19 protein-coding genes are annotated in these 19,520 nt (G+C 68.5%); 6 read left to right on the top strand and 13 right to left on the bottom strand.

Going from position 1 to position 19,520, the window contains the following annotated elements:
* From folE to IT359_12585, 3 genes are all read left to right on the top strand, one after another.
* On the top strand, window positions 1-401 hold a 401-nt coding region (gene folE / locus IT359_12595), incomplete at its 5' end, for a GTP cyclohydrolase I FolE (GenBank protein ID MCC6929811.1).
* A gap of 1 nt (window position 402) precedes the next feature.
* The gene (locus IT359_12590; protein MCC6929810.1) at window positions 403-1,137 is read left to right on the top strand and encodes an SDR family oxidoreductase; all 735 of its coding nucleotides are present in this window, start codon (window positions 403-405) and stop codon (window positions 1,135-1,137) included.
* Between the two features lie 62 nt (window positions 1,138-1,199).
* Window positions 1,200-1,871 carry a hypothetical protein gene (locus IT359_12585; GenBank protein MCC6929809.1) on the top strand — a complete coding sequence of 224 codons (672 nt, stop codon included), beginning with the start codon at window positions 1,200-1,202 and terminating at the stop codon, window positions 1,869-1,871.
* A gap of 51 nt (window positions 1,872-1,922) precedes the next feature.
* Here the strand turns inward: IT359_12585 and IT359_12580 are convergent, their stop codons facing one another.
* From IT359_12580 to IT359_12565, 4 genes are all read right to left on the bottom strand, one after another.
* Window positions 1,923-3,749 (bottom strand): long-chain fatty acid--CoA ligase, encoded by a 1,827-nt coding sequence (locus IT359_12580; protein MCC6929808.1) that lies wholly within the window; start codon window positions 3,747-3,749, stop codon window positions 1,923-1,925.
* Between the two features lie 164 nt (window positions 3,750-3,913).
* Complete coding sequence (locus IT359_12575; GenBank protein MCC6929807.1) at window positions 3,914-4,696, bottom strand: hypothetical protein; 783 nt, start codon at window positions 4,694-4,696, stop codon at window positions 3,914-3,916.
* Between the two features lie 72 nt (window positions 4,697-4,768).
* A complete protein-coding gene (locus IT359_12570; GenBank protein ID MCC6929806.1) occupies window positions 4,769-5,536 on the bottom strand; it encodes a ParA family protein in 768 nt (255 codons plus the stop codon).
* A gap of 2 nt (window positions 5,537-5,538) precedes the next feature.
* On the bottom strand, window positions 5,539-5,994 hold the full coding sequence (locus IT359_12565) for a tetratricopeptide repeat protein (GenBank protein ID MCC6929805.1): 456 nt from the start codon (window positions 5,992-5,994) through the stop codon (window positions 5,539-5,541).
* A gap of 348 nt (window positions 5,995-6,342) precedes the next feature.
* On the opposite strand from IT359_12565, the gene IT359_12560 reads away from it, so the two are divergent.
* Complete coding sequence (locus tag IT359_12560) at window positions 6,343-6,861, top strand: phosphoribosyltransferase domain-containing protein (protein ID MCC6929804.1); 519 nt, start codon at window positions 6,343-6,345, stop codon at window positions 6,859-6,861.
* Here the strand turns inward: IT359_12560 and IT359_12555 are convergent.
* From IT359_12555 to IT359_12525, 7 genes are all read right to left on the bottom strand, one after another.
* Window positions 6,858-7,424, bottom strand: coding sequence for a PAS domain-containing protein (locus IT359_12555; GenBank protein MCC6929803.1), 567 nt, complete (start codon window positions 7,422-7,424; stop codon window positions 6,858-6,860). The two genes, IT359_12560 and IT359_12555, sit on opposite strands and share 4 nt — an antisense overlap.
* A gap of 162 nt (window positions 7,425-7,586) precedes the next feature.
* Window positions 7,587-8,147: a 4-vinyl reductase gene (locus IT359_12550; protein MCC6929802.1), complete on the bottom strand. Its 561-nt coding sequence runs from the start codon at window positions 8,145-8,147 to the stop codon at window positions 7,587-7,589.
* A gap of 36 nt (window positions 8,148-8,183) precedes the next feature.
* Window positions 8,184-10,214 carry an NAD-dependent DNA ligase LigA gene (ligA, locus tag IT359_12545; GenBank protein MCC6929801.1) on the bottom strand — a complete coding sequence of 677 codons (2,031 nt, stop codon included), beginning with the start codon at window positions 10,212-10,214 and terminating at the stop codon, window positions 8,184-8,186.
* A 134-nt stretch (window positions 10,215-10,348) separates the two neighbouring features.
* Window positions 10,349-10,876, bottom strand: coding sequence for a ferritin (locus IT359_12540; protein MCC6929800.1), 528 nt, complete (start codon window positions 10,874-10,876; stop codon window positions 10,349-10,351).
* A 145-nt stretch (window positions 10,877-11,021) separates the two neighbouring features.
* Window positions 11,022-11,846 carry a GAF domain-containing protein gene (locus IT359_12535; protein ID MCC6929799.1) on the bottom strand — a complete coding sequence of 275 codons (825 nt, stop codon included), beginning with the start codon at window positions 11,844-11,846 and terminating at the stop codon, window positions 11,022-11,024.
* 192 nt (window positions 11,847-12,038) lie between these two features.
* A complete protein-coding gene (locus IT359_12530) occupies window positions 12,039-12,431 on the bottom strand; it encodes a response regulator (protein MCC6929798.1) in 393 nt (130 codons plus the stop codon).
* A 13-nt stretch (window positions 12,432-12,444) separates the two neighbouring features.
* Window positions 12,445-13,239 carry a hypothetical protein gene (locus tag IT359_12525; GenBank protein ID MCC6929797.1) on the bottom strand — a complete coding sequence of 265 codons (795 nt, stop codon included), beginning with the start codon at window positions 13,237-13,239 and terminating at the stop codon, window positions 12,445-12,447.
* A 92-nt stretch (window positions 13,240-13,331) separates the two neighbouring features.
* Here IT359_12525 and IT359_12520 point away from each other — a divergent pair, with 92 nt between their 5' ends.
* On the top strand, window positions 13,332-14,711 hold the full coding sequence (locus IT359_12520; protein MCC6929796.1) for a thymidine phosphorylase: 1,380 nt from the start codon (window positions 13,332-13,334) through the stop codon (window positions 14,709-14,711).
* 114 nt (window positions 14,712-14,825) lie between these two features.
* On the opposite strand, the gene IT359_12515 is transcribed toward IT359_12520, so the two are convergent.
* Window positions 14,826-18,071: a hypothetical protein gene (locus IT359_12515; GenBank protein MCC6929795.1), complete on the bottom strand. Its 3,246-nt coding sequence runs from the start codon at window positions 18,069-18,071 to the stop codon at window positions 14,826-14,828.
* Window positions 18,072-18,375: 304 nt separating this feature from the next.
* Here IT359_12515 and IT359_12510 point away from each other — a divergent pair, with 304 nt between their 5' ends.
* Complete coding sequence (locus IT359_12510; GenBank protein MCC6929794.1) at window positions 18,376-18,618, top strand: hypothetical protein; 243 nt, start codon at window positions 18,376-18,378, stop codon at window positions 18,616-18,618.
* Window positions 18,619-18,773: 155 nt separating this feature from the next.
* Here IT359_12510 and IT359_12505 read toward each other — a convergent pair whose 3' ends face one another.
* A complete protein-coding gene (locus IT359_12505) occupies window positions 18,774-19,463 on the bottom strand; it encodes a hypothetical protein (GenBank protein MCC6929793.1) in 690 nt (229 codons plus the stop codon).
* Between the last annotated feature and the right edge of the window lie 57 nt (window positions 19,464-19,520).

The raw sequence follows: 19,520 nt of genomic DNA, 5'->3' as shown, positions 1-19,520 counted from the left end.
TCGCCGAGGCGCACGAGCACATGGTGATGGTGCGCGACATCGAGCTGTACTCGATGTGCGAGCATCACCTGCTGCCGTTTTTCGGGAAGGCGCACATCGCGTACATCCCGAACGGGACGATCGTGGGATTGAGCAAGCTGCCGCGGATCGTGGACATGTTTGCCCGCCGGCTGCAAGTGCAGGAGCGGCTGACGGGGGAGATTGCGGGGGCGATCCAGGAGGTGCTGGCGCCGCGGGGGGTGGGGGTGGTGGTGGAGGCATACCACCTGTGCATGATGATGCGGGGGGTGGAGAAGCAGAACTCGAAGACGATCACCTCGGCGCTGCTGGGGTGCTTTCGCGACGACGCGCGCACGCGCGACGAGTTCCTGCGCCTGGCGCACGGCTCCAACGGACGCTGACATGGACGTGCACGGCGCCGTGAACGCCCCCCTTGCCGGGAAGAGTGCCGTGGTCACCGGGGCGTCGCGCGGCATCGGACGCGCCATCGCCACCGCTCTTGCGGCTGGCGGTGCCCGCGTCGTGGCCATCGCGCGCGACTCGCGCGCGCTGGAGCAGCTCGTCGCGGAAACGGGGGCCGGCGCCCTCGCCATCGCCTGCGACCTCGCGCGCGAGGAGCAAGTCGAATCGGCGCTCGCCCGCCTGAGACAAACCGTCGGCACCCCCGACCTGCTGGTGAACAACGCCGGGATCTTCGCGCTCGGCGCCATCGGGACGCTCCCGCCGAGTGAGGTCGACCGGATGGTGCAGCTCAACCTCCTCGCCCCGTATCGACTGATGCACGCGCTCGTCCCCGGGATGCGGCAACGCGGCTCGGGACACGTGATCACCATCGGCTCCATTGCCGACCGGACGGCATTCCCCGAGAACGCGGGCTATGCCGCGGGGAAGTTCGGCGCACGTGCCATGCACGAGGTGCTGCGACAGGAACTGCGCGGGAGCGGGGTGCGCGTCTCGCTGGTGTCGCCCGGACCCACCGACACCGCGATCTGGGATCCGATCGATCCGGACGCGCGCCCCGGCTTCACGCGGCGCACGCAGATGCTTCGCGCCGACGCCGTGGCCGATGCGGTGCTCTGGCTCGCGACGCGCCCCGCCGAGGTGAATGTCGATGAGCTGCGCGTGAGCCATAGCTGACGTCCGCCGCTCGGCCGCCTCATCTCGCCGCTGCTCGCACTTCCCCCTCCCCTCCGCCGCCAGTGTTCATCGAGCTCGTCGACTCCCTTCGCTGTCCGTCGCCGCACGAGCAGACATGGCTCGTTGCATCCGTGACGCGACTGGAGGGGCGCGACATCGTCGACGGACTCCTCGGGTGTCCCGTCTGCCGGCGCCAGTTCACCATCCGCGATGGTGAGGTTGATTTCACCGACGGAGCCGAGGGGCGAGAGTCAGACGCTGACGCGGCGGCACGCGAAGGTCGTGACGCGCCGCGGGAAGGCGGCGACGAGGAGACGCTCCTGCGCCTGCGGGCGCTGCTCGCCCTGGGGGACGGGGGTGGGGTAGTGCTCCTGGGAGGCAACTGCGCGGCGTGGGCTTTCGCGCTGGAAGATGAGGCGCAGGTACTGCCGCTCCTGCTCAATGCGCCGCGTCACGGCGTCGCCCGCGGGCGCTACGCTTCGGCGCTTCGCACGCAGGCGGTGCTCCCCCTGGCGCCGGGAACGCTGCGAGCCGCGTGGCTCGACAGTGCCACGGCGTCGGGCGCGATGCTGGATTCCGTTGTTGAGGCGCTTCGCGCGCGCGGCCGCCTCGTTGCGCCGGCCAGCGTCCCAGTCCCTGCTGGCGTGCGCGAACTCGCGCGCGACGCCTACGTATGGGTCGCCGAGCGTGCGGAGGCGACGCCGGGCGTCCCGGTCCCGCTGCGTCGTCGTTAGGCTCGGCGCTGCCCCGCGCCGCGTCAGGAGTGCCGGGCGTAACGACCCGCGTCACGCGTGCACGTCGTCCTCGTACAGCGTGTCGATCAAGGCCTTGTAGCGCTGGTCGACCACGCGGCGCTTCACCTTGAGCGTCGGCGTCATCTCCCCCGACTCCACCGTGAAGTCGTGTTCGAGGAGCGCGATCTTCTTCGGCGTCTCGAAGCTGGCGAGCCCCGTCAGCTGCTCGCGCACCTCCTTGTCCATCTTGGCCTGGATGGTGGGCATCTGGAGCAGCTGGCCGCGGTCGGTCCAGAGGATTCCCTTGTACGCGGCCCACTTCTCCAGGTTGTCGTAGTTGGGGACGACGAGGAGGATGGGGTACTTGCGCCGGTCGCCGATCATCACGGCCTGGCTCACGTACTTGTTGGTCTTGATCAGGTTCTCGATCGGTTGCGGGGCGATGTTCTTCCCGCCGGCGGTGACGATGATGTCCTTCTTGCGGTCGGTGATGCGGATGAAGTCGTCCTCGATCACCCCGATGTCCCCCGTGTGCAGCCAGCCGTCGGCATCGATCGCCTCGGCGGTGGCCTCGGGCTTGTTCCAGTAGCCCTTCATCACGTGCGGTCCGCGGGTCAGGATCTCGCCGTCAGCCGCAATCTGCACCTCCACGCCGTCGATCGGCTTGCCGATGGTCCCGATGCGGAAGTCCTTCGGCGTGTTGACGCCGATGACGGGCGACGTCTCCGTGAGGCCGTATCCCTCGAGGATCGTGAGGCCGGCGGCATAGAAGAACTTGTTGATCTCGGTGGCCAGCGGCGCCCCGCCCGACACGAAGTAGCGCATGCGCCCCCCGGTGCGTGCCTTGAGCTTCGAGAAGACGAGCTTCTGCGCGATGGCGTACTGCAGCGCGAGCAACCCCGACGGCTCGCGCCCGGCCAGCTTCTCGTTGGCCCACCGGTCGGCCACCCCCCGTGCCCAGAAGAAGATCCGCTTCCTGGTCCCGCTCCCCGAGAGTGCGTTCTCCAGGACGCGGGCGTACATCTTCTCGTACAGGCGCGGGACCGACATCGCAATCGTCGGGCGCACCTCCTGCATGCAGATCGGGACCAGGTCGAACGACTCCACGTAGGCAATCGACGTCCCGGTGTGGAAGAACCAGTAGTCGCCAATGCGCTCGAGGACGTGCGACAAGGGAAGGAACGAGAGCGCCACTTCGTCGGTCCCCATCGGGATGAGGCGCGCGGTGGCCGCCACGTTCGACCAGAAGTTGTCGTGCGTCAGCATGACGCCCTTGGGCGGGCCGGTCGTCCCCGAGGTGTAGATGATCGTCGCCAAGTCGTTAGGCTTCACGGCGCGGGCCTCGCGCTCCCACGCCTCGGCGGCCGCCGGTGTGTCGATCCCCATCCCCCGCGACTCGACATCGGCCAGCGTGAGGTCGGCGTGTGCGCGGGCCCCCTCGTCGAAGGCAATCACCAGCCGCACGCCCGGCACCTGGGCACGGATCGACGCGACCTTCTCGGCTTGCACCGCGGTGGAGACGAAGAGCGCCACCGCCCCGGAATCGTTGAGGATGTACGGGATCTGCTCGGCGGGGAGCGTCGAGTAGATCGGCACATCGGTGAGTCCCGCGGTGAGGCAGGCGTAGTCGGCGATTGCCCACTCGGGGCGGTTCTCGGAGAGGATCGCCACCCGATCGCCGCGCGCAATCCCGAGTTCCCGCAAGCCTAACGCGAGACGCCGCACGCGTTCGCGCACGGTGCGGTGCGAGACGGAACGCCACGAGTTGGTCGCCACGCGATGCATCAGCGCGTCGGGACGGTCGTACTTCCGCAGCGCATCCAGGAAGAGCGCCGTCAGCGTGCCTTCGGGGGGGCGTGGGCCTCCGCGAGCGTACATCGAGGTCTCCTGCGACGAGTGAGAGCGAACGACGCGGGAAGTTGCGCCGCCGGACGAGCGAGCGGAACCGTCGCCACGGTACTCGGCAGCTCGTCGCACGCCCGTAGCCCGTGCGCCACACGGCGACGGGCGCAATGTCCCGGCGTGTGCGCCGGAATGGTGGGCTACGGCGCGGGGACGATCAGGAACGTCTTGAGTGCCGGCTTGTGCTGCAGCACGCCGCCCATGGTGGCGGTGGCGCGCACCACCAGCGTGTCGAGCACCGGCGTTCCCGCCGTCACGCGCACCCGCAGCGTGCGCGACGCCGTGCCGGAGGCATCGGTGGTGTCGATGCGACTGTGCATCAATCCCGTATTCACCAGCGCGTAGGTCGCCGTGTCGGCGGGACCCAGCAGCGTGCCGCGTCGTTCGAGTTCGAAGCGCACACGCACGGTGCTCGCCACGCCGCCGGCGGCGCGAACGGTCACCTTTACCGTTGTAGAGGTGTCCAGTGTGCTGCCGGAGCTGGGGATCTTGAGCTTGATCGTGTCCACCGTGGCCGGCGTGAACGCGATGGAATCGGGGCTGGCGATGATGGCGAGCGATCGCGCCGCACTCTGCAGCCGCCCGCTCACGGCATACACCTTGGTGGTCCCCACGAGCTTCTTGTTGGCGACGAGGAGCGAATTGCCCGCGATCCTCGACAGCGAATCGACCGTCACGAAGTAGAGCGGGGCATTGGGGACCAGGTCGCCCCCTGCGTCGAAGACCTTGGCCTGCAGCGACGTGACCGCGCCCAACGTGTCTCGCAGCGAGTCGCCGACGACGAACGAGGGGTTGGCCGGCGCGATGAACTCGATGGCCGCAATCTCCTTGGGATCGACGGTCAGTTCGATGCACGACGCCAGCAATGCCGTCAGCGCCGCGACGGCCGGGATGGCGACGCATCGCCCGAGGCGCCGAAGCATGACGCTCGCGCCGATCATCACCAACGGAGTGCCGCGGGAAGGTCGCGCCGGAACCACGCGCTTACCGGCAACTCAGCGAAAGCGCTCCGACAGGAGCGTCGCGAGGTTGATGTACGATTGCGAGGCGGCGTCGGCAGGGGTGCGCAGCACCACCGGCTGACCCGCAGCAAAGGCTTCGAGCGCCGCCTCGGTGCGCGGCACCACGACATCGAACACCATGTTGCGCGGGAGGTGCTCCCGCACGTAGTCCGCCACGCGCTGCGACGACGGTTGGTTGGGCTCGAACATCGTGAGCAGAATCCCGTCCAGGGTGAGTTCGCGGTTGTGGTCCACGATCTCCTGGATACCCCGAAGGATCTGCGGAGTTGTCTGCAGGGCGAGCGGTTCGCATTGCAGCGGGACGATGACGTGCTGCGACGCCTCGAGGACGCGGTGGACGATGGGGCCGAGCCCGGGGGGCGTGTCGACCACCACCACGTCGCAGCGTTCGCGCGCCGTCTGCAGGAGATCGCGCAGGACGTTCGTCTCGGCGATGAGCTGCTGATAGAAGGTGTGATCGGCGGAGTCGGAGACCGAACCGGCCAGGATCACGCGAAGCCAGGGAAGGGCGGTGGGGAGGATGATCTCCCGCAGCGTTCGCTGGCCGTTGAGGTAGTCGGCGAACCCAAAGCTGGGATGCCCGCGCCGGAGTCCGATGCCGTATCGCACGGCGCCCTGGGGGTCCACGTCGATGACGAGCGTCTTGAGCCCGCGCCGGGCGAAAGCCGCGGCCAGGTTCACCGACGTGGTGGTCTTGCCAACCCCTCCCTTCTGACTGACGACCGCGAGGACGCGCCCCACTGTTAGCCGCCGACTTCTGGCGACTCCGCCGTCTCATCGACCTGCGGATTGCGCAGGTCGTCCAGTGCCTTTCGCGCGTGCTCGATGTTGGCCGGGTCGGCGCTCTTTGGAGGCGACGACAGGAAGGACTCGAGGTGCACCGTCGCCTCGTCGCGATCGCCCCGCTTGATGAGGAGGAAGGCGAGCCCGTAATGCGCCGCGGCCAGCGACGGATCGATCTCGAGTGCCCGCTTGTAACAGCGGATGGCCTCGTCCAATCGCGACTGGCGCGAATAGGCAATGGCCATGTTGATCAGGATCTTGTGATCGTCCGGCTTCTCGCGCAGGGCGAGGCGGTACGAGGTCAGGGCAGCTTCGATGTCCCCCGACTTCTCGAGGGTCAGCGCCTCGTTGAGATAGTCGAGGCGCCGGTTGCTCTTGTCATTCCCGCCGCCAAGGAGGCGGCTCAACCATGACATGCGATCGAGGCTGGGCTGGAAGGAGGCCGACGCTCCCGTCTACACGGCGAACGCCGCAACCACCAAGTGAAGACCGGGCGCGCGACACGGCGCTTCGCGCGCAAAACTATCGTGCCGCCGCATCGTGGGCAACCGCGTCAACTCCGCCGTGTGCAATCGCGCGAACTCGCGGCACGACCACGTTGGCGCATCGTGCCGCCCGACGCATGCGTCGGAGATCACCAACTCGCCTGCCCCGATGCGCGTCGCTAGGTTGCCGGGAGTCGCCATTCCCCGTCGGTCGGGTCCCGCTCTCACGCGGAGCGCCTGAGCGGCCAACGCCCACGACGATCACGCCGAGGAGCCACGATGTCGCCGCGACGCTATGAAGTCGATCCCACCAAGGGGCGGTTCGATGTGGAGTGGCCGCTCTTTGGCGAGCTGTCACGCGCACTCGCCCTCAAGGTGGCGCGCAGCTTCGACCCGGAGATCGTGGTCGGTGTCGCCACGGCCGGCGTGATTCCCGGGGCGGTGGTGGCCGCCATCCTGGAGCGCGAGTTCCGGTCGATCCTCGTGAGCCGGCGCGACCACGAACAGGTGCGCGAGACCCCTGCCGTGCTGGGGGCCGCCCCGCACGAAGTGCGCGGCAAGCGCGTCCTCATCGTCGACGAGACGTGCGACAGCGGGGCCACGATGCGGCTGGCGGTTGCGGCGATCGTGAACGCCGGGGCCGCCGAGGTACGCACCGCGGTCTCGTTCAAGACGGGGGTGTATGAGCCGGATTTTCACGCCCTGGCCACGGAGAGCACCATCGTCCTCCCGTGGGATCGAGAGGTGCTGGTGAACGGCGAACTCGTGGCGAACCCGAAGTACTTCGAGGCGCGTTAGGCGAGGGCGCCGGCGCCCGCGAGGGCGTGCTGTTCGGGCTCCACCGTGACCTGCTCGACGCGCAGCGTGGCGATGGCGAGTGCGGAGGCGCGCATGGCCGGGGTCTCGCTCCCGCTCCTCCCCGATGCGGCCCACTCGGCGGAAGTCGCTGTGCTGTCAGCACATCCGCGCGCGGCCTGCACCTCGCGCTGGACCGCGATCCAGTGAGTGATCTCGCCGCTCGCGTCGCGCATGGGTGAGACCTTCCAGTCGGCGACGTACGTCGAGCCGTCCCTTCGCACGTGGGACAGCTCGCCGTGGAAGTCCTCGCCGGCGCGGAGTGCGGCCAGCATGGGGTCGGGTGAGCTGGCGTCGAACCCCGGATTCAGGAGCGCTCGGGGCGTCTGCCCCCAGGCCTCGCTGCGGCGGTAGCCCGTGAGCCGTTCGAACGCCTTGTTGACGAAGATGATCGTGGGGCCGATCGGTTCGACCATACCCATCATGAGGAGGATGGAGTCGGGGCAGCACTCCAGGGCGCGCATCGAGATGGAATCGCGCGGGGCGCGGGGGGAGGTGGTTCCCATGCGGTACCTCGGGGGCGAATCGGTCGGGCGTCGCGCGCCGACCCTCGGAGCACGACGACGGGGAGGAGCGGCCCCTGCCGCATCCTCCCCGTTTCATTGTCGTCCTCTAATACCCGGCACTTGAGTACCGATTTCGGCCCCGCTCTCGCCGGCGGCGGCAGGTCACGCGCAGGCGCTAATGGCCTCTTCGTACGGGAGGCCGCGCCCCATGTCGTCGTAGAGCTGCTCCATCACCGCGGGGCTCCCCACCAGGAAGCGGCAACGAGGAGCGCCGGCGGAGCGGCACTCGACCTCGAGCACAGCCACCGGGGCACCCGCCACGCGCCCGAACAGGTCGGCGAACATCCCCGTGGTCAGGTGACAGCAGGGGTGATCCATCGCGCTCCCCGGGTCCGACTCGCCCCAGTCGCTGGAGTCGAGCGTGGCCACCACGTCGCCAATGGAGCCCACGGTGATGCTCCCCCAGCCGGCGTCGCGGAAGAACTCGGTGGCGCGTTGCTCGAACGATTCCACGTCGAGCTGTTCGGCGGGGATGTCGCTGCGCTCGGCCAGCCATCGCCTGAACGCCTCCCACATCGCGTCACCGCCGGCGTATCCGGCTTCCTGCAGGTAGACCGCGGCGTCGGGACCGCCATCGCGCAGCAGGGCCGCGCGCAGCGTCGCGAGCGAGGAGCGCGTGAGGGCGAGCATCCCGTGGTGGGTGAGGTCGAGCGGCTGTGGCATGGGCGTATCTCGGCGTGTGCTGGCGATTCCCGGTTGTCATCGACCAACTCTTCGCAGCAACTCGGCTTCGTCGATGACCTCGACGCCGAGCGATCGGGCCTTCTCCAGCTTGCTCCCCGCCGCGTCACCCGCCACGAGGAACGAGGTCTTCTTCGAGACGCTGTCGGTGACGCGGGCGCCGGCGCGCTCGAGCAGCTCGGTCGCGTCGGTTCGGCTCAGGGTCGGGAGCGTCCCAGTGATGACGACCGTGAGTCCCTTGAGGGCACCATCCCGCGTGCGGGGTTGCGGCTCCGACATGGTGAGCCCCATCACGTTCAGCTGATCGAGCAGGGCCCGCGCGGTGGGATCGGCAAAATATGACACCACCGACTTGGCGATGGTCGTCCCGATGCCGTGCACCTCCCCAATGGCCTCTTCGCTCGCCTTTCTGAGGCTCGCCATGGTGCCGAAGTGGCGCGCCAGGAGTTCGGCGGCGGTGGCGCCGACATGGCGAATCCCGAGTCCGAAGAGGAGGCGCGAGAGCGGTTGCGCCTTGCTGGCGGCGATGGCGTCGACCAGTTGCTGCGCGCTCTTCTCGGCGAATCGCTCGAGGGTGCTCACCTGGTCGGCGGCGAGCCGGTACAGATCGGAGGGATCACGGACGAGCCCCGCGTTGACCAGTTGTTCGAGGCGGGCGTAGGAGAGTCCGCGGATGTCCATCGCGTCGCGGCTGGCGAAGTGGACGAGCCCTTCCAGCCGTCGCCCCTCGCACTGCACGTTGGGGCAGTAGTACGCGACCTCTTCCTCGTCGCGCACGCGCGGGGTGTGGCACACCGGGCAGCGGAGGGGCATGCGCCATTTCTTCTCGCTCCCCGTGCGCTTTTCGGGGACGGGACCGATGACCTGCGGGATGACCTCGCCCGCGCGCTTGACCTGCACCGTGTCGCCGATGCGCAGGTCCTTGGCGAGGATGAGGTCTTCGTTATGCAGCGTGGCGTAGGTGACGGTCGTGCCGCCGATCTCCACCGGCTCCAGCACGGCGTACGGGTTGAGCGCCCCGGTGCGTCCCACGTTCACGCGAATCTCGAGGAGCCGCGTCTCGGCGATGTCGGGGGCGAACTTGCGGGCAATGGCCCAGCGTGGCTCGCGCCCGCCCACCACGCCGAGGTCGTCCTGCAGGGCGAGTCGGTCGATCTTCACCACGCCGCCGTCGATCGCGAAGTTGAGCGTGGCGCGGATGTCGTGCTCCAGGCGGTGCGCCCAGTCCATCACGTCCTGCAGCGTGGCGCAGCGCTGGCGGTGCGGGGCGACGGGGACGCCCCACGATTCGAGGAGGGAGAGCACCTCGCCCTGGGTCGCCACCGGGAGCGTCGTGCCGGGGGCAGGGATCATCGTGTAACCAAAGAAGCGCAGCGGACGGGCGGCGGTCATGGCCGGGTCCAGCTGGCGCAGCGTTCCCGCCGCCGCGTTGCGCGGGTTGGCGAAGACCGGCTCGCCGGCGCGGACGCGCTGTTCGTTCATCCGCTCGAAGAGGTCGAACGGGTAGTAGATCTCGCCGCGCACCTCGATGCGGCGCGGGTGTCGCGAGCCGCGCAGGCGCAACGGGACGTCGCGCACCGTGCGGATGTTCGGCGTGACGTCCTCCCCTACCGTTCCGTTGCCGCGCGTGGCGCCGGTGACCAGGACGCCATCCTCGTACAGCAGGCTCACCGCCGCCCCGTCGATCTTGAGCTCGGCCGAGTAGCCGGCGTGCCGCACGTCTTCGCCCGCCAGCCGCACCAGGCGATCCTCCCACGCCTGCAATTCCTCGTTGGAGAAGGCGTTGTCGAGGGAGAGCATCGGGACCGTGTGCGTGTGCTTGGGGAGCGCGCTCACGGGGGCGGCGCCGACGCGCTGCGTGGGCGAGTCGGGGGTGCGCAACGCCGGGTGCTCGCGCTCGATGGCTTGCAGCTCGCGGAACAGCCGATCGTACTCGGCGTCCGGCATCGACGGGCGGTCGAGCACGTAGTACTCGTACGAGGCGCGGTCGAGCACGGTGCGCAGCTCGGCCGCGCGCGCGCGGGGAGTGCCGGCGGAGGGGGAGGGCATGCGGAACCGGGGGACGGTAGTATCGGGCGAAGCGTGCGAAACGCGTGCGCGGGCGTGGTGCGGAAGCATACAAGGGCGAAGCGGGCCCGGCGACCAGTGCCGGGCCCGTTCGTATCTCCCCGCGAACGTGCGAACTACGTCTCCGCGCCTTCCTCTCCTTCGTCTTCCCCGCCTTCGGGCCCACCCTGGATTAGGAAGTTCTCCACGAAGAAGAGTCCAGGCTCGCCGGCGCGCTTCACCATGCGGAGCAGCATGTCCATGCTCGACACTTCCTCCCGCTGCTCGTTCACGAACCACTCGAGCGCGTTCCTGGAAAGATGGTCGCCCTCCTTGATCGCGAGGTCCATGAGCGCGTTGATCTGCCGAGTGACACGAAGCTCCGAGTCGAGCGAGAGCTGCACCGCGTCGGCGGCCGAGGTGAAGCTGGCGCGCGGGGCCGGGATGGCAGGAATGATCGGAGTCGCGCCGGCGTCGACCAGGTACTTCACGAAGCGCATGGCGTGCTGGCGCTCTTCCGCAGCCTGCTTGTAGAAGTGCTTGGCGAGGGCGGGGAGCCCTTCGCCGTCGAAGTACACCGCGATGGCGACGTACTGGTTGGAGGCCGCGAGTTCGTTGCCGATCTGCTCGCTCATCGCGGCAGTCATGGCGTCGGTAATGAGCATGTGTCGGTCGGGAAGAGGTAAGGAATCTGACAGCACTCTCGCCACGAACACTAACAGGCCGCCAACGCCGCCTGTTTCACGACACGTAACACCGCGCCATGCCGGACCGCGCGACGCCGCTCCGCGCCAACCGGGCGCTGTCCTGCTATCCCTTTGCCTCTTCCTCTATCACCTGCATTGCCACCGACACCAGGCGGTCGAGTTCCTCGTCGGACTCGCGCGGCAGGAGCGTTTCGGACCAGCGCTGGTCGTCGCTGCGCGCGTATCTCGCCATGAGGCGCCGGAGGAAGGCCACGAAGGCGATGCGTTCCAGTTCGCCACGCCGGCGGCGTTCCGACTCGGCGTCGCTGGCCTGCTGGATCTTCTCGAAGCGGTGCGCGTTGCGCAGTGCGCGCGCCGTGAGGGAAGCAATCACCTCGCAGAAGCGCACGTCCGCCTCGGAGAACGGCGTTCCGCCACGCTCCGTGCGCAGCACGATGGCGCCGATGACGGCGGCGCGCCACCGCATGGGGACGACGATGATGGAGCGTACGCTGCGCAGGTCGAGCGCCGCTCGCACCGAGGCGAGGCGCGGGTCGGCAACGGCGTCGGGAATGACGACGGTCTGCCCTGACGAGAAGGCGTCGGCCAACTCCGGATAGCGGTCCAGGTCGACGACGACGTTGCTGATCGACGGGTTCTCGAACGTCGCCACCAGGCGCACCTCGCGATGCCCCTCACGGCGTCCATCGCCCGCCAGGTAGATCGACGCGCGATCGAGCCCGAATAGCTCACCCAGGCGACTCGTCAGGCGCTGCAGGACCTCCGCCACCTGCAACGACCCGCCCAGTTCCTGCTGCAGGTCAACCACTACCAGGAGCTGGTCGCGCTCGCGCGTGAGCGCGTCCACGCGCTCGCGCAGCGACGCGACGTCGAGCGCCGGCGAGGCGACGGAATCGTGCGCGAGCGACGGGACGACGGGAGACGACATGCGAAGGGCGACGAGTGGCGGCACGGAGCCGGGGGCGCGGTCGAGAGGCGGCGACCACGCTGCTCGAAATGCGAAGCGGGCTCGCCTGTAAGACGCGCAAGCGCGACGTGCCGTCAATGCGTGCGGGAGCGCACGACACGAGTTCCGTGCGCGACATGAGCGCGGCGTGACGGGGGTCACGCCGCGATGGGCTCAGCTTTCGCGCGGCGGCTGGATGAGGCGATTGACCTCTGCCAGGACGGCGCGTGGCTCACACGGTTTAGCCAGGTATCCGTCGCATCCCACGGCGAGGGCGTGTTCGCGATCGCCGGGCATGGCGTGCGCGGTGAGGGCGATGACGGGGATGCGCCGGGTCGAGTCGTCGCCCTTGAGCTGACGGGTCACTTCCCATCCGTCGATCAACGGGATGGAGATGTCCATCAGGATGATGTCCGGCAATTCCCGCCGTGCCTTGGCGATCCCCTCCTCACCATCCAGCGCCTCGCTCACGACGAAGCCGTGGTGGCGCAGGATGGTCGAGTAGACGATGCGGTTGTCCTCGTTGTCCTCGACGATGAGGACTGTCCGGTCGCGCGAGCCGCTCATGCGAGTCTTGGTCCTAGTCCTTGATCTTGCGCAGGGCCGCCTCGGCCTGCCGCTTGTACACCGGGTCGTTGTAGTCGGTCTGCTGGCCGCGCACCACCAGTTCGAGCTGCTCTCGCGCCTTTGCCTTCTCGCCGACGTCGAGGTAGATCATCCCGAGGTCGAGGTGGTGGGTGAGCCGTGCGGGATCGACGGCGACGGCCTTCTCGAGGTTCGACACGGCGTCCTTCCAGTTGGCCATTCCGAACGTCTTGCCGCCAAGCACATTCTTCGCGAAGAATCGCTCCACGCCGTTGAGGCGCATCACCTCGGCGTTCCACACCCCCATGACGTGCAGCGCGCCGGCGTGGTTGGGGTCGAGGCGCAGCGCCTCCAGCGCCTGGGCGCGGATCTCGTTGGCGTACTTCACGCGGTCACGCACGCCCAGCGAGAGGGCGTTACGCCCCAGCGCGCGCGCCAGGTGGAAGTGCGCCTCCGGATCGTTAGGACTTGCCTCGACGGCGCGCCGCGCGTATTGCTCTCCCTTGCGGTACACCTCGGTGCGCTTGGCGGCGTCGGTCGCCTGCTCTCCGATGTCGACGGCGGTGCGCGAGGCCTTGCCCAGCGCCTCGCCGTTGCGGGGGTCTGCCGCGATCGCCGCCTCGTAGTGCACGAGCGCCGCGACAGGATTGAAGGCGGCCGACTCACGGTCGCCCTGTGCAATGTGGTCGCTCGCCGACGACTGCGCGTGGCCGAGACTACCGGGCAGGAGCAGCGCTCCCGCCACGACGATGGGGCGGAAGAAGGATTGGATGGTCAGCTGGAACAACATGAGAAATCGCCACGTCTCCGCTCTGGGGCGCCTGGCCAGGCGCCGGGGTTGAGGTCGTGGGGGTGCGTGATAATACCCGAATCGAGCCGGACATGCTTGCCCAACGCCTGATCGAGAGGAAACGCGATGGTGGACGCCTCACGCCCCCCGAGTGGGACGCGCTGTCGCGCGCCTACACCTCGGGGAGCATGACGGACTACCAGATGGCGGCGTTCCTCATGGCAGCCTTCATCCACGGACTGGACCGTGAGGAGGTGGGGGCGCTGACGCAGTCGATGCTGCAGAGCGGGGAGCGGCTGGAGCTCTCGCACTTGGCGGCAGGGCGCGTGGACAAGCACTCCACGGGCGGCGTGGGCGACAAGGTCTCCCTCGTCCTCGCCCCGCTCGTCGCCTCACTCGGCGTCGTCGTTCCCATGATGTCCGGGCGGGGCCTTGGGCACACGGGGGGGACGCTGGACAAGCTCGAGTCGATTGACGGCTTCCAGACGCGGCTCACGCTCGAACAGGCGCGCCGGCAGCTGGAGGAGTTGGGCTGCGCCCTGATCGGGCAGAGCGCCGAGATCGCGCCGATGGATCGCAAGCTGTACGCGCTTCGCGACGCGACGTGCACGGTGGAGAGTATCCCGCTCATCGCCGCGTCGATCATGAGCAAGAAGCTGGCGGAGGGGCTCACCGGGTTGGTGCTCGACGTGAAGCGCGGGTCGGGGTCGTTCATCCCCGACTTCGACCGTGGCGTGGCCCTCTCCCGGCTGATGATCGAGCTGGGCGAGGATCACGGGTGTCCGGTGGTGGCGTTGATGACGGCCATGGACCGCCCGCTGGGTCGCGCCTGCGGCAATGCGCTGGAGGTGGAGGAGTCGATTGCCGCCCTGCGCGGCGAGGGCCCCCCCGACCTGATGCAGGTGACCTACGCGTTAGGCGCGGAGATGCTGGTGCTGGGCGGCGCCGCCGCCAACACCGACCAGGCGCGGCGGAAGATGGAGGTCTCGCTCTCCAGCGGGCGCGCCGCCGAGATGTTCCAGCGGATCATCGAGGCGCAGGGGGGCGACCCGAGGGTCGTCGACGACCCATCGCGCCTGCCGCAGGCGAAGGAGGTCGAGATCTTCACGGCGCCGACGGCGGGGGTGATTGCCCGCGTGGAGCCGCGGGCCGTGGGGCGGGGGATCATCGCGCTGGGCGGCGGCCGCACGCGCATGGACGACGCGATCGACCCGAGCGTCGGCTTCGTGATCCGCGCCCGCCCCGGCGACGTGGTGCGCGTGGGTGAACCGATCGCGACGATCTTTGCCCGCGACGAGGCGGGAATCGCCGCCGGCATGGCATCGTTAGCCGAGTCGTTCCACATCGCCGAGGAAGCCGAGCCCCCGCTCCCGCTCGTGTCGCACCGCGTGACGAAGGCGGGGGTGGAGGCGTATGAGGCGGAGCCGTGGGTGAGGACGGCGGAGTTTCCAGTCTATATAGAGCCTAGATAGGGCAGAAGACGAGAGGACGAGAAGACGAGAAGACGAGGTTGCCCGTAAGCGCTTCCGAGTCCTGCGCTTGAGGGTCTAAACCTCGTCTTCTCGTCTTCTCGTCTTCTCGTCTTCTCACATCGCTGTTGCCTTCTTCGGCGGCGCGATCAGCTCCGGCAGCCCCAACGCCTTCAGCAGCGGGTTCATGCGCTGCACGCTGGCATTGACCTGGCGCTCGACCATGTCGATCACCGTCTGCGCGTCGCGGCGGACGTCGCCCATGTACTCGCGCTGGGCGGCGATGACCGGGGTGAGGCCGTTGTCGATACTTCCCATCAGCGACATGGCGCGCTCCAGCGGGCGCGGCCCCTCGGAATAGAAGGGAATCACCTCGCTGCGCGGGCGCGTCAGCTGCAACCGCACGCTGTCGAGCTTCACGATCTCCTCGCCGGCGGCGGTCGCCATGTCGCGCGAGGCCTCGCCGCGCATCTCCTTCCCTGTGGCGCGCCGTTCGTCGATCTGCCCCTTGAAGGCCACGAGGTTGCGCTCCGTGTCGATGAGCGATGCAATCACGGTGTTGAGTCGCGTGGCCTGCTCGAACTGCTGGCGCAGCTCCTGCTCGCCGATCCCCGAGGAGGGGTCGATGCGCACCGTCAGCGCCTGCTCCTGCGACGCGCCGGCCACCGTCAGGCGCACAGCGTACTGCCCCGGGAGGACCTGCGGCCCCGTGGGGCGGGCGCGCCAGTCACCCGGGTCGGCGCTGTCGGCCGGCATGTCGCTCAGGACCTTGGGCGGATCCATGCGCAGGTCCCACGTGACGCGGTTGAAGCCGGCGTCCGCACTCGGCTTCTTGAGCGTGCGAATCACCGAGCCGTCCTTGAGGATCTCGACCTTCACCAGCGAATCGGCGGCCGGCTTGCGCCCCAGCCAGTACGTGACGATGGCGCCGTACGGCGCGTTCTGCCCGCGATACTGCTTGTTCCCCCAGTTCCACTGATGGTCGCCCTGGTTGTAGCGCGTCGCCGCGCGCATCGGGAAGAGGTGCGCCGCCTTTGCCGCGACCTGCGCCGTCATCTGCTGGATCGGCGTGGCATCGTCGAGGACCCACACCGCACGCCCGTGCGTGGCGAGGATCAGGTCGTTCTCGCGCGGGTGCACCAGGACCTCATGCACGGCGACCGACGGGAGGTTCTTCAGGTGCAACCTCGTCCACGCCGTTCCCCCGCTCCACGACACGTACAGCCCCAGCTCCGTCCCGGCATAGAGCAGGTTGGGGTTCCGCGGGTCCTCGCGAATCACCTGCAGGTAGGCGCTGGAGGGGAGGTTCCCCGTGATGTTCGTCCACGTCTTCCCGAAGTCGGTCGTCTTGTAGACGTACGGGCGGTAGTCGTCCATCATGTGCCGCTCGAACGTCACGTAGGCCGTCCCCGCCGCCGCGCGCGACGGCTCCACGCCGCTCACCACCGCATCGGCGCCGACGCCTGCCACGTTAGGCGCGACGTTCACCCACGTCTTGCCGTCATCCTGCGAGACCTGCACGTTGCCGTCGTCCGTCCCCGCCCACAGCACCCCCTTCTGCACCGGCGACTCGGCGAACGAATAGACGTTGCCATAGTACTCGGCGACCGTGTTCTCCTTGAGGATCGGGCCGCCCGCGTCGCCCTGTCGTGACTTGTCGTTCTTCGACAGGTCACCCGAGATCGTGGTCCATGTCTTCCCCCAGTCGCTGCTGCGATAGATCACGCTTCCCGCGAAGTAGACCACGCGCTTGTCGTGCGGCGACTGCACGATGGGCGCGTTCCAGTTGAAGCGCACGGCGTTGGAGTCGGCCGAGTAGCCGTCCATGCGCTTCACCTGCGGCGACGCCTCGCGCTGCTCGTAGGTCTGCAGGTTGGTCGCCTGGATCCCGCCCGCCTGGTAGTCGCTCAGGAAGAGGTCCGGATTCTCGGGATGCGAGACCGCGTAGTAGCCATCGCCATTCTGGATGAAGCGCCAGTCGGGAGACATGACCGATGCGCCGCGCGTGCGCGAAGGGCCGGTCCACACGCCGTTGTCCTGCAGCCCGCCCGCGACATGGTAAAACGGCTCGCGCATGTCGTAGCTGAGCTGGTAGAACTGCCCCACCGGGAGGTTCTGGAACCACTCCCATGTCTTCCCCTGGTCGTGGGAGACGCTCAAGCCGCCGTCATCGCCCATGTAGAGGCGCTTGGGATCGAGCGGGTCGATCCACATCGTCTGGTGGTCGCCGTGGAAGTTCCCGGTCACCGCCTTGAAGGTGCTCCCGCCGTCGATGGAGACCATGTACGACATGCCTAACGTGTACACGCGGTCGGGGTTCTGCGGATCCACGCGCAGGTCGGCATAGTAGAAACCGCGCCCCAGCGTGTGCGCGTTGTCGCTCACCTTGCGCCACGACTCGCCGTGGTCGTCGGAGCGGAAGACGTACCCCTCGCGCGTCTCGGCCACCGCGTACACGACGTTGGGCGATGACGGGGCAACCTTGATGCCGATGCGCCCCATCAGCTTCGGGAGCCCCTTGGTCATCTTCTGCCACGAGTGACCGCCATCGGTGGAGCGATAGATGCCGCCCAGCGTGTCGCCCGACCGGTGCGTCCACTGCTTGCGGTCGAAGTACCACATCCCGGCATAGAGGATGTTGGGATTCTGCGGGTCGATGTCGAGGTCCGAGGCGCCGTGGCGGCTGTCGGTGTAGAGCGCCTTCTTCCACGTGTCGCCGCCGTCTTCCGTCATGAAGACGCCGCGCTCCTCGTTCGGGCCGAACGCGTGCCCGATCGCCGCCGCGAAGACCCGCCGCGGGTTCTTCGGGTCGATGACGACGCGCGAGATGTGGCGCGTGTCGCCCAGTCCCAGCGACCGCCAGGTGCGCCCGCCATCGGTCGTCTTGTACATCCCGTTCCCGAACGAGACGGAGTTGCGCACGTTGGCTTCACCGGTGCCGACGTACACCACCTCCGGGTTCGTCGGGTCCACCGCCAGGTCGCCGATCGATTGCACCGACTGCTTGTCGAAGATCGGGAGCCACGTGGTCCCGGCGTTCGTCGACTTCCAGACGCCGCCCGATGCACTCCCTGCGTAGAGGATCGCCGGATTGCCGGCCACCCCTTCGACATCCGACATGCGCCCCGACATGTTGGCCGGGCCTATGTTGCGCCAGGACAGCGCGGTAAAGGTGGACTCCGCCACCGACTCGCTTGCGGATGCCGCCCCCGCCGCCCGGCGTGGCGCCGGCGCGGCCGACTGCGCGTGGACGAGTGCCGGCGCGACCAGGACGACGAAGGAGAGCGGGGCGCGAATGACGCGCGCCAGGCGCATCGCGTGGCGCGCGCCGCACGCAGGACTCGGCAACATGAAGTGAGGCATGACGAGGAAGCTGGTGTGGGGAAGGCGTCGAGGGAGCACGACGCGCGGCAATCTTACCGTTCATGCCTCGCGTGCGTGAGTCGCTGCAAGAATCGCCCGGCGGGCTGCACGATAGCGACGCCAGGGCGAACGCGGCGTCCGGGAACGCCCCCCTTTTCGCGGCGCCCCGCGCCGTTCATCTTCCGCCGCCGATACTTTCGCCGTCGTGAACCCGCGCGGCGTCAGGTTGGGTGTGGGCGCGCAACAGCGCTCGCACACGCAATACCCACCCCGACTTCACCACGAAACGCTCGCCGAGGATTCCATGGAAATCGACATGAAGAAGTACGCCAGGCTCGGGTCGCTCGGGGCGCTCGCGGTGGCCGGCGCTTGCGTGGCCCTCTTCGCCTTCCTCGCGTGGGTCTCGTCGCCGACGCCGACGGGGGGGATCGACTCGGTGCAGGCAATGATCGCCTACCTGGGCATGGCGATCCCGATCGGCGCGATCATCGCCGTGCACGTGACGTACGCGCGCATCCTGGCCAGGTACGCGAAGGACAACGCCTAGCGCACGAGTGTCGCCGGCCCCCGGGCCGCGCCGGCAGTCCGACAGATGCAATGAAAACGCGCCGCGCCCCAGGAGGACGCGGCGCGCCGTGCTTCGGGCGTGCGAGTGGTCGTCGCGCGGCGCGCGCGCTGTGCTGCCGCGCGGCGCGCGCGCGTTCAGCGCTTGCCGAAGCCGAACGAGACGCCGATGCCGTAGCTCGCGTTCCCCCCGTCGAGCCCCAGCGGGATCTGCACCAGAGGACGGACGAGGAGCGTTTCCGACAGCGCGAAGCTGACTCCACCCGAGAGCACGCCGTACGTGTCGGTGTCGGAACCATCGGTGCCGGGACCGCTCACGGAGACGCGGGAGTACACGGCCTGGAGCGACGCGAAGGGAATGAGTGCCAGCGACGAGGTGGTGCCCACACGCGCGCCGAGCGCGACACCGGCGCCGCCGTCGGTGCTACTCGCGTTGTAGGTGGACTGACCGCCGTCGGGGAACGACGTATGTCCCAGCGAAGCGATCGGGCACACCGACACGTTGCGCTTTTCGCCGGTGACGAACGAAAGACCACCATCCACGGCGATCGTCTTTCCCGTTCCGCCAATCGCGTCGTAGTCGGACAGTTGCGCCGACACCCCGCCAAAGGCGATCGACGATCCGAAGCCGACGCGCGCGTCGAGCGCCTTGGCGCCGTCGGTGAAGAGCGCGGTGAAGGTCGCGTTGGCCGGCTGTGCGGTCAGCGAACCAAGCCCGAGGCATGCCTGCGCATCGGCGCGGGAGGCGGCGACCGTCGACGCGAGCGCGGCAACCGCGACGAGCGAGGCTCGGCGGGCAGGGCGATGCAAGGCGTGCATGAGACGCATGAGCAGTTCTCCAGGTGGGGGAACATGAAACAGGGAGCCCATTGCCGTACCACCGAA

The sequence above is a fragment of the Gemmatimonadaceae bacterium genome (assembly GCA_020852815.1).
Lineage (GTDB): Bacteria > Gemmatimonadota > Gemmatimonadetes > Gemmatimonadales > Gemmatimonadaceae > SCN-70-22.
Note: the sequence above shows the minus strand (reverse complement) of the source record. Positions and strands in the feature narration are given on the sequence as shown.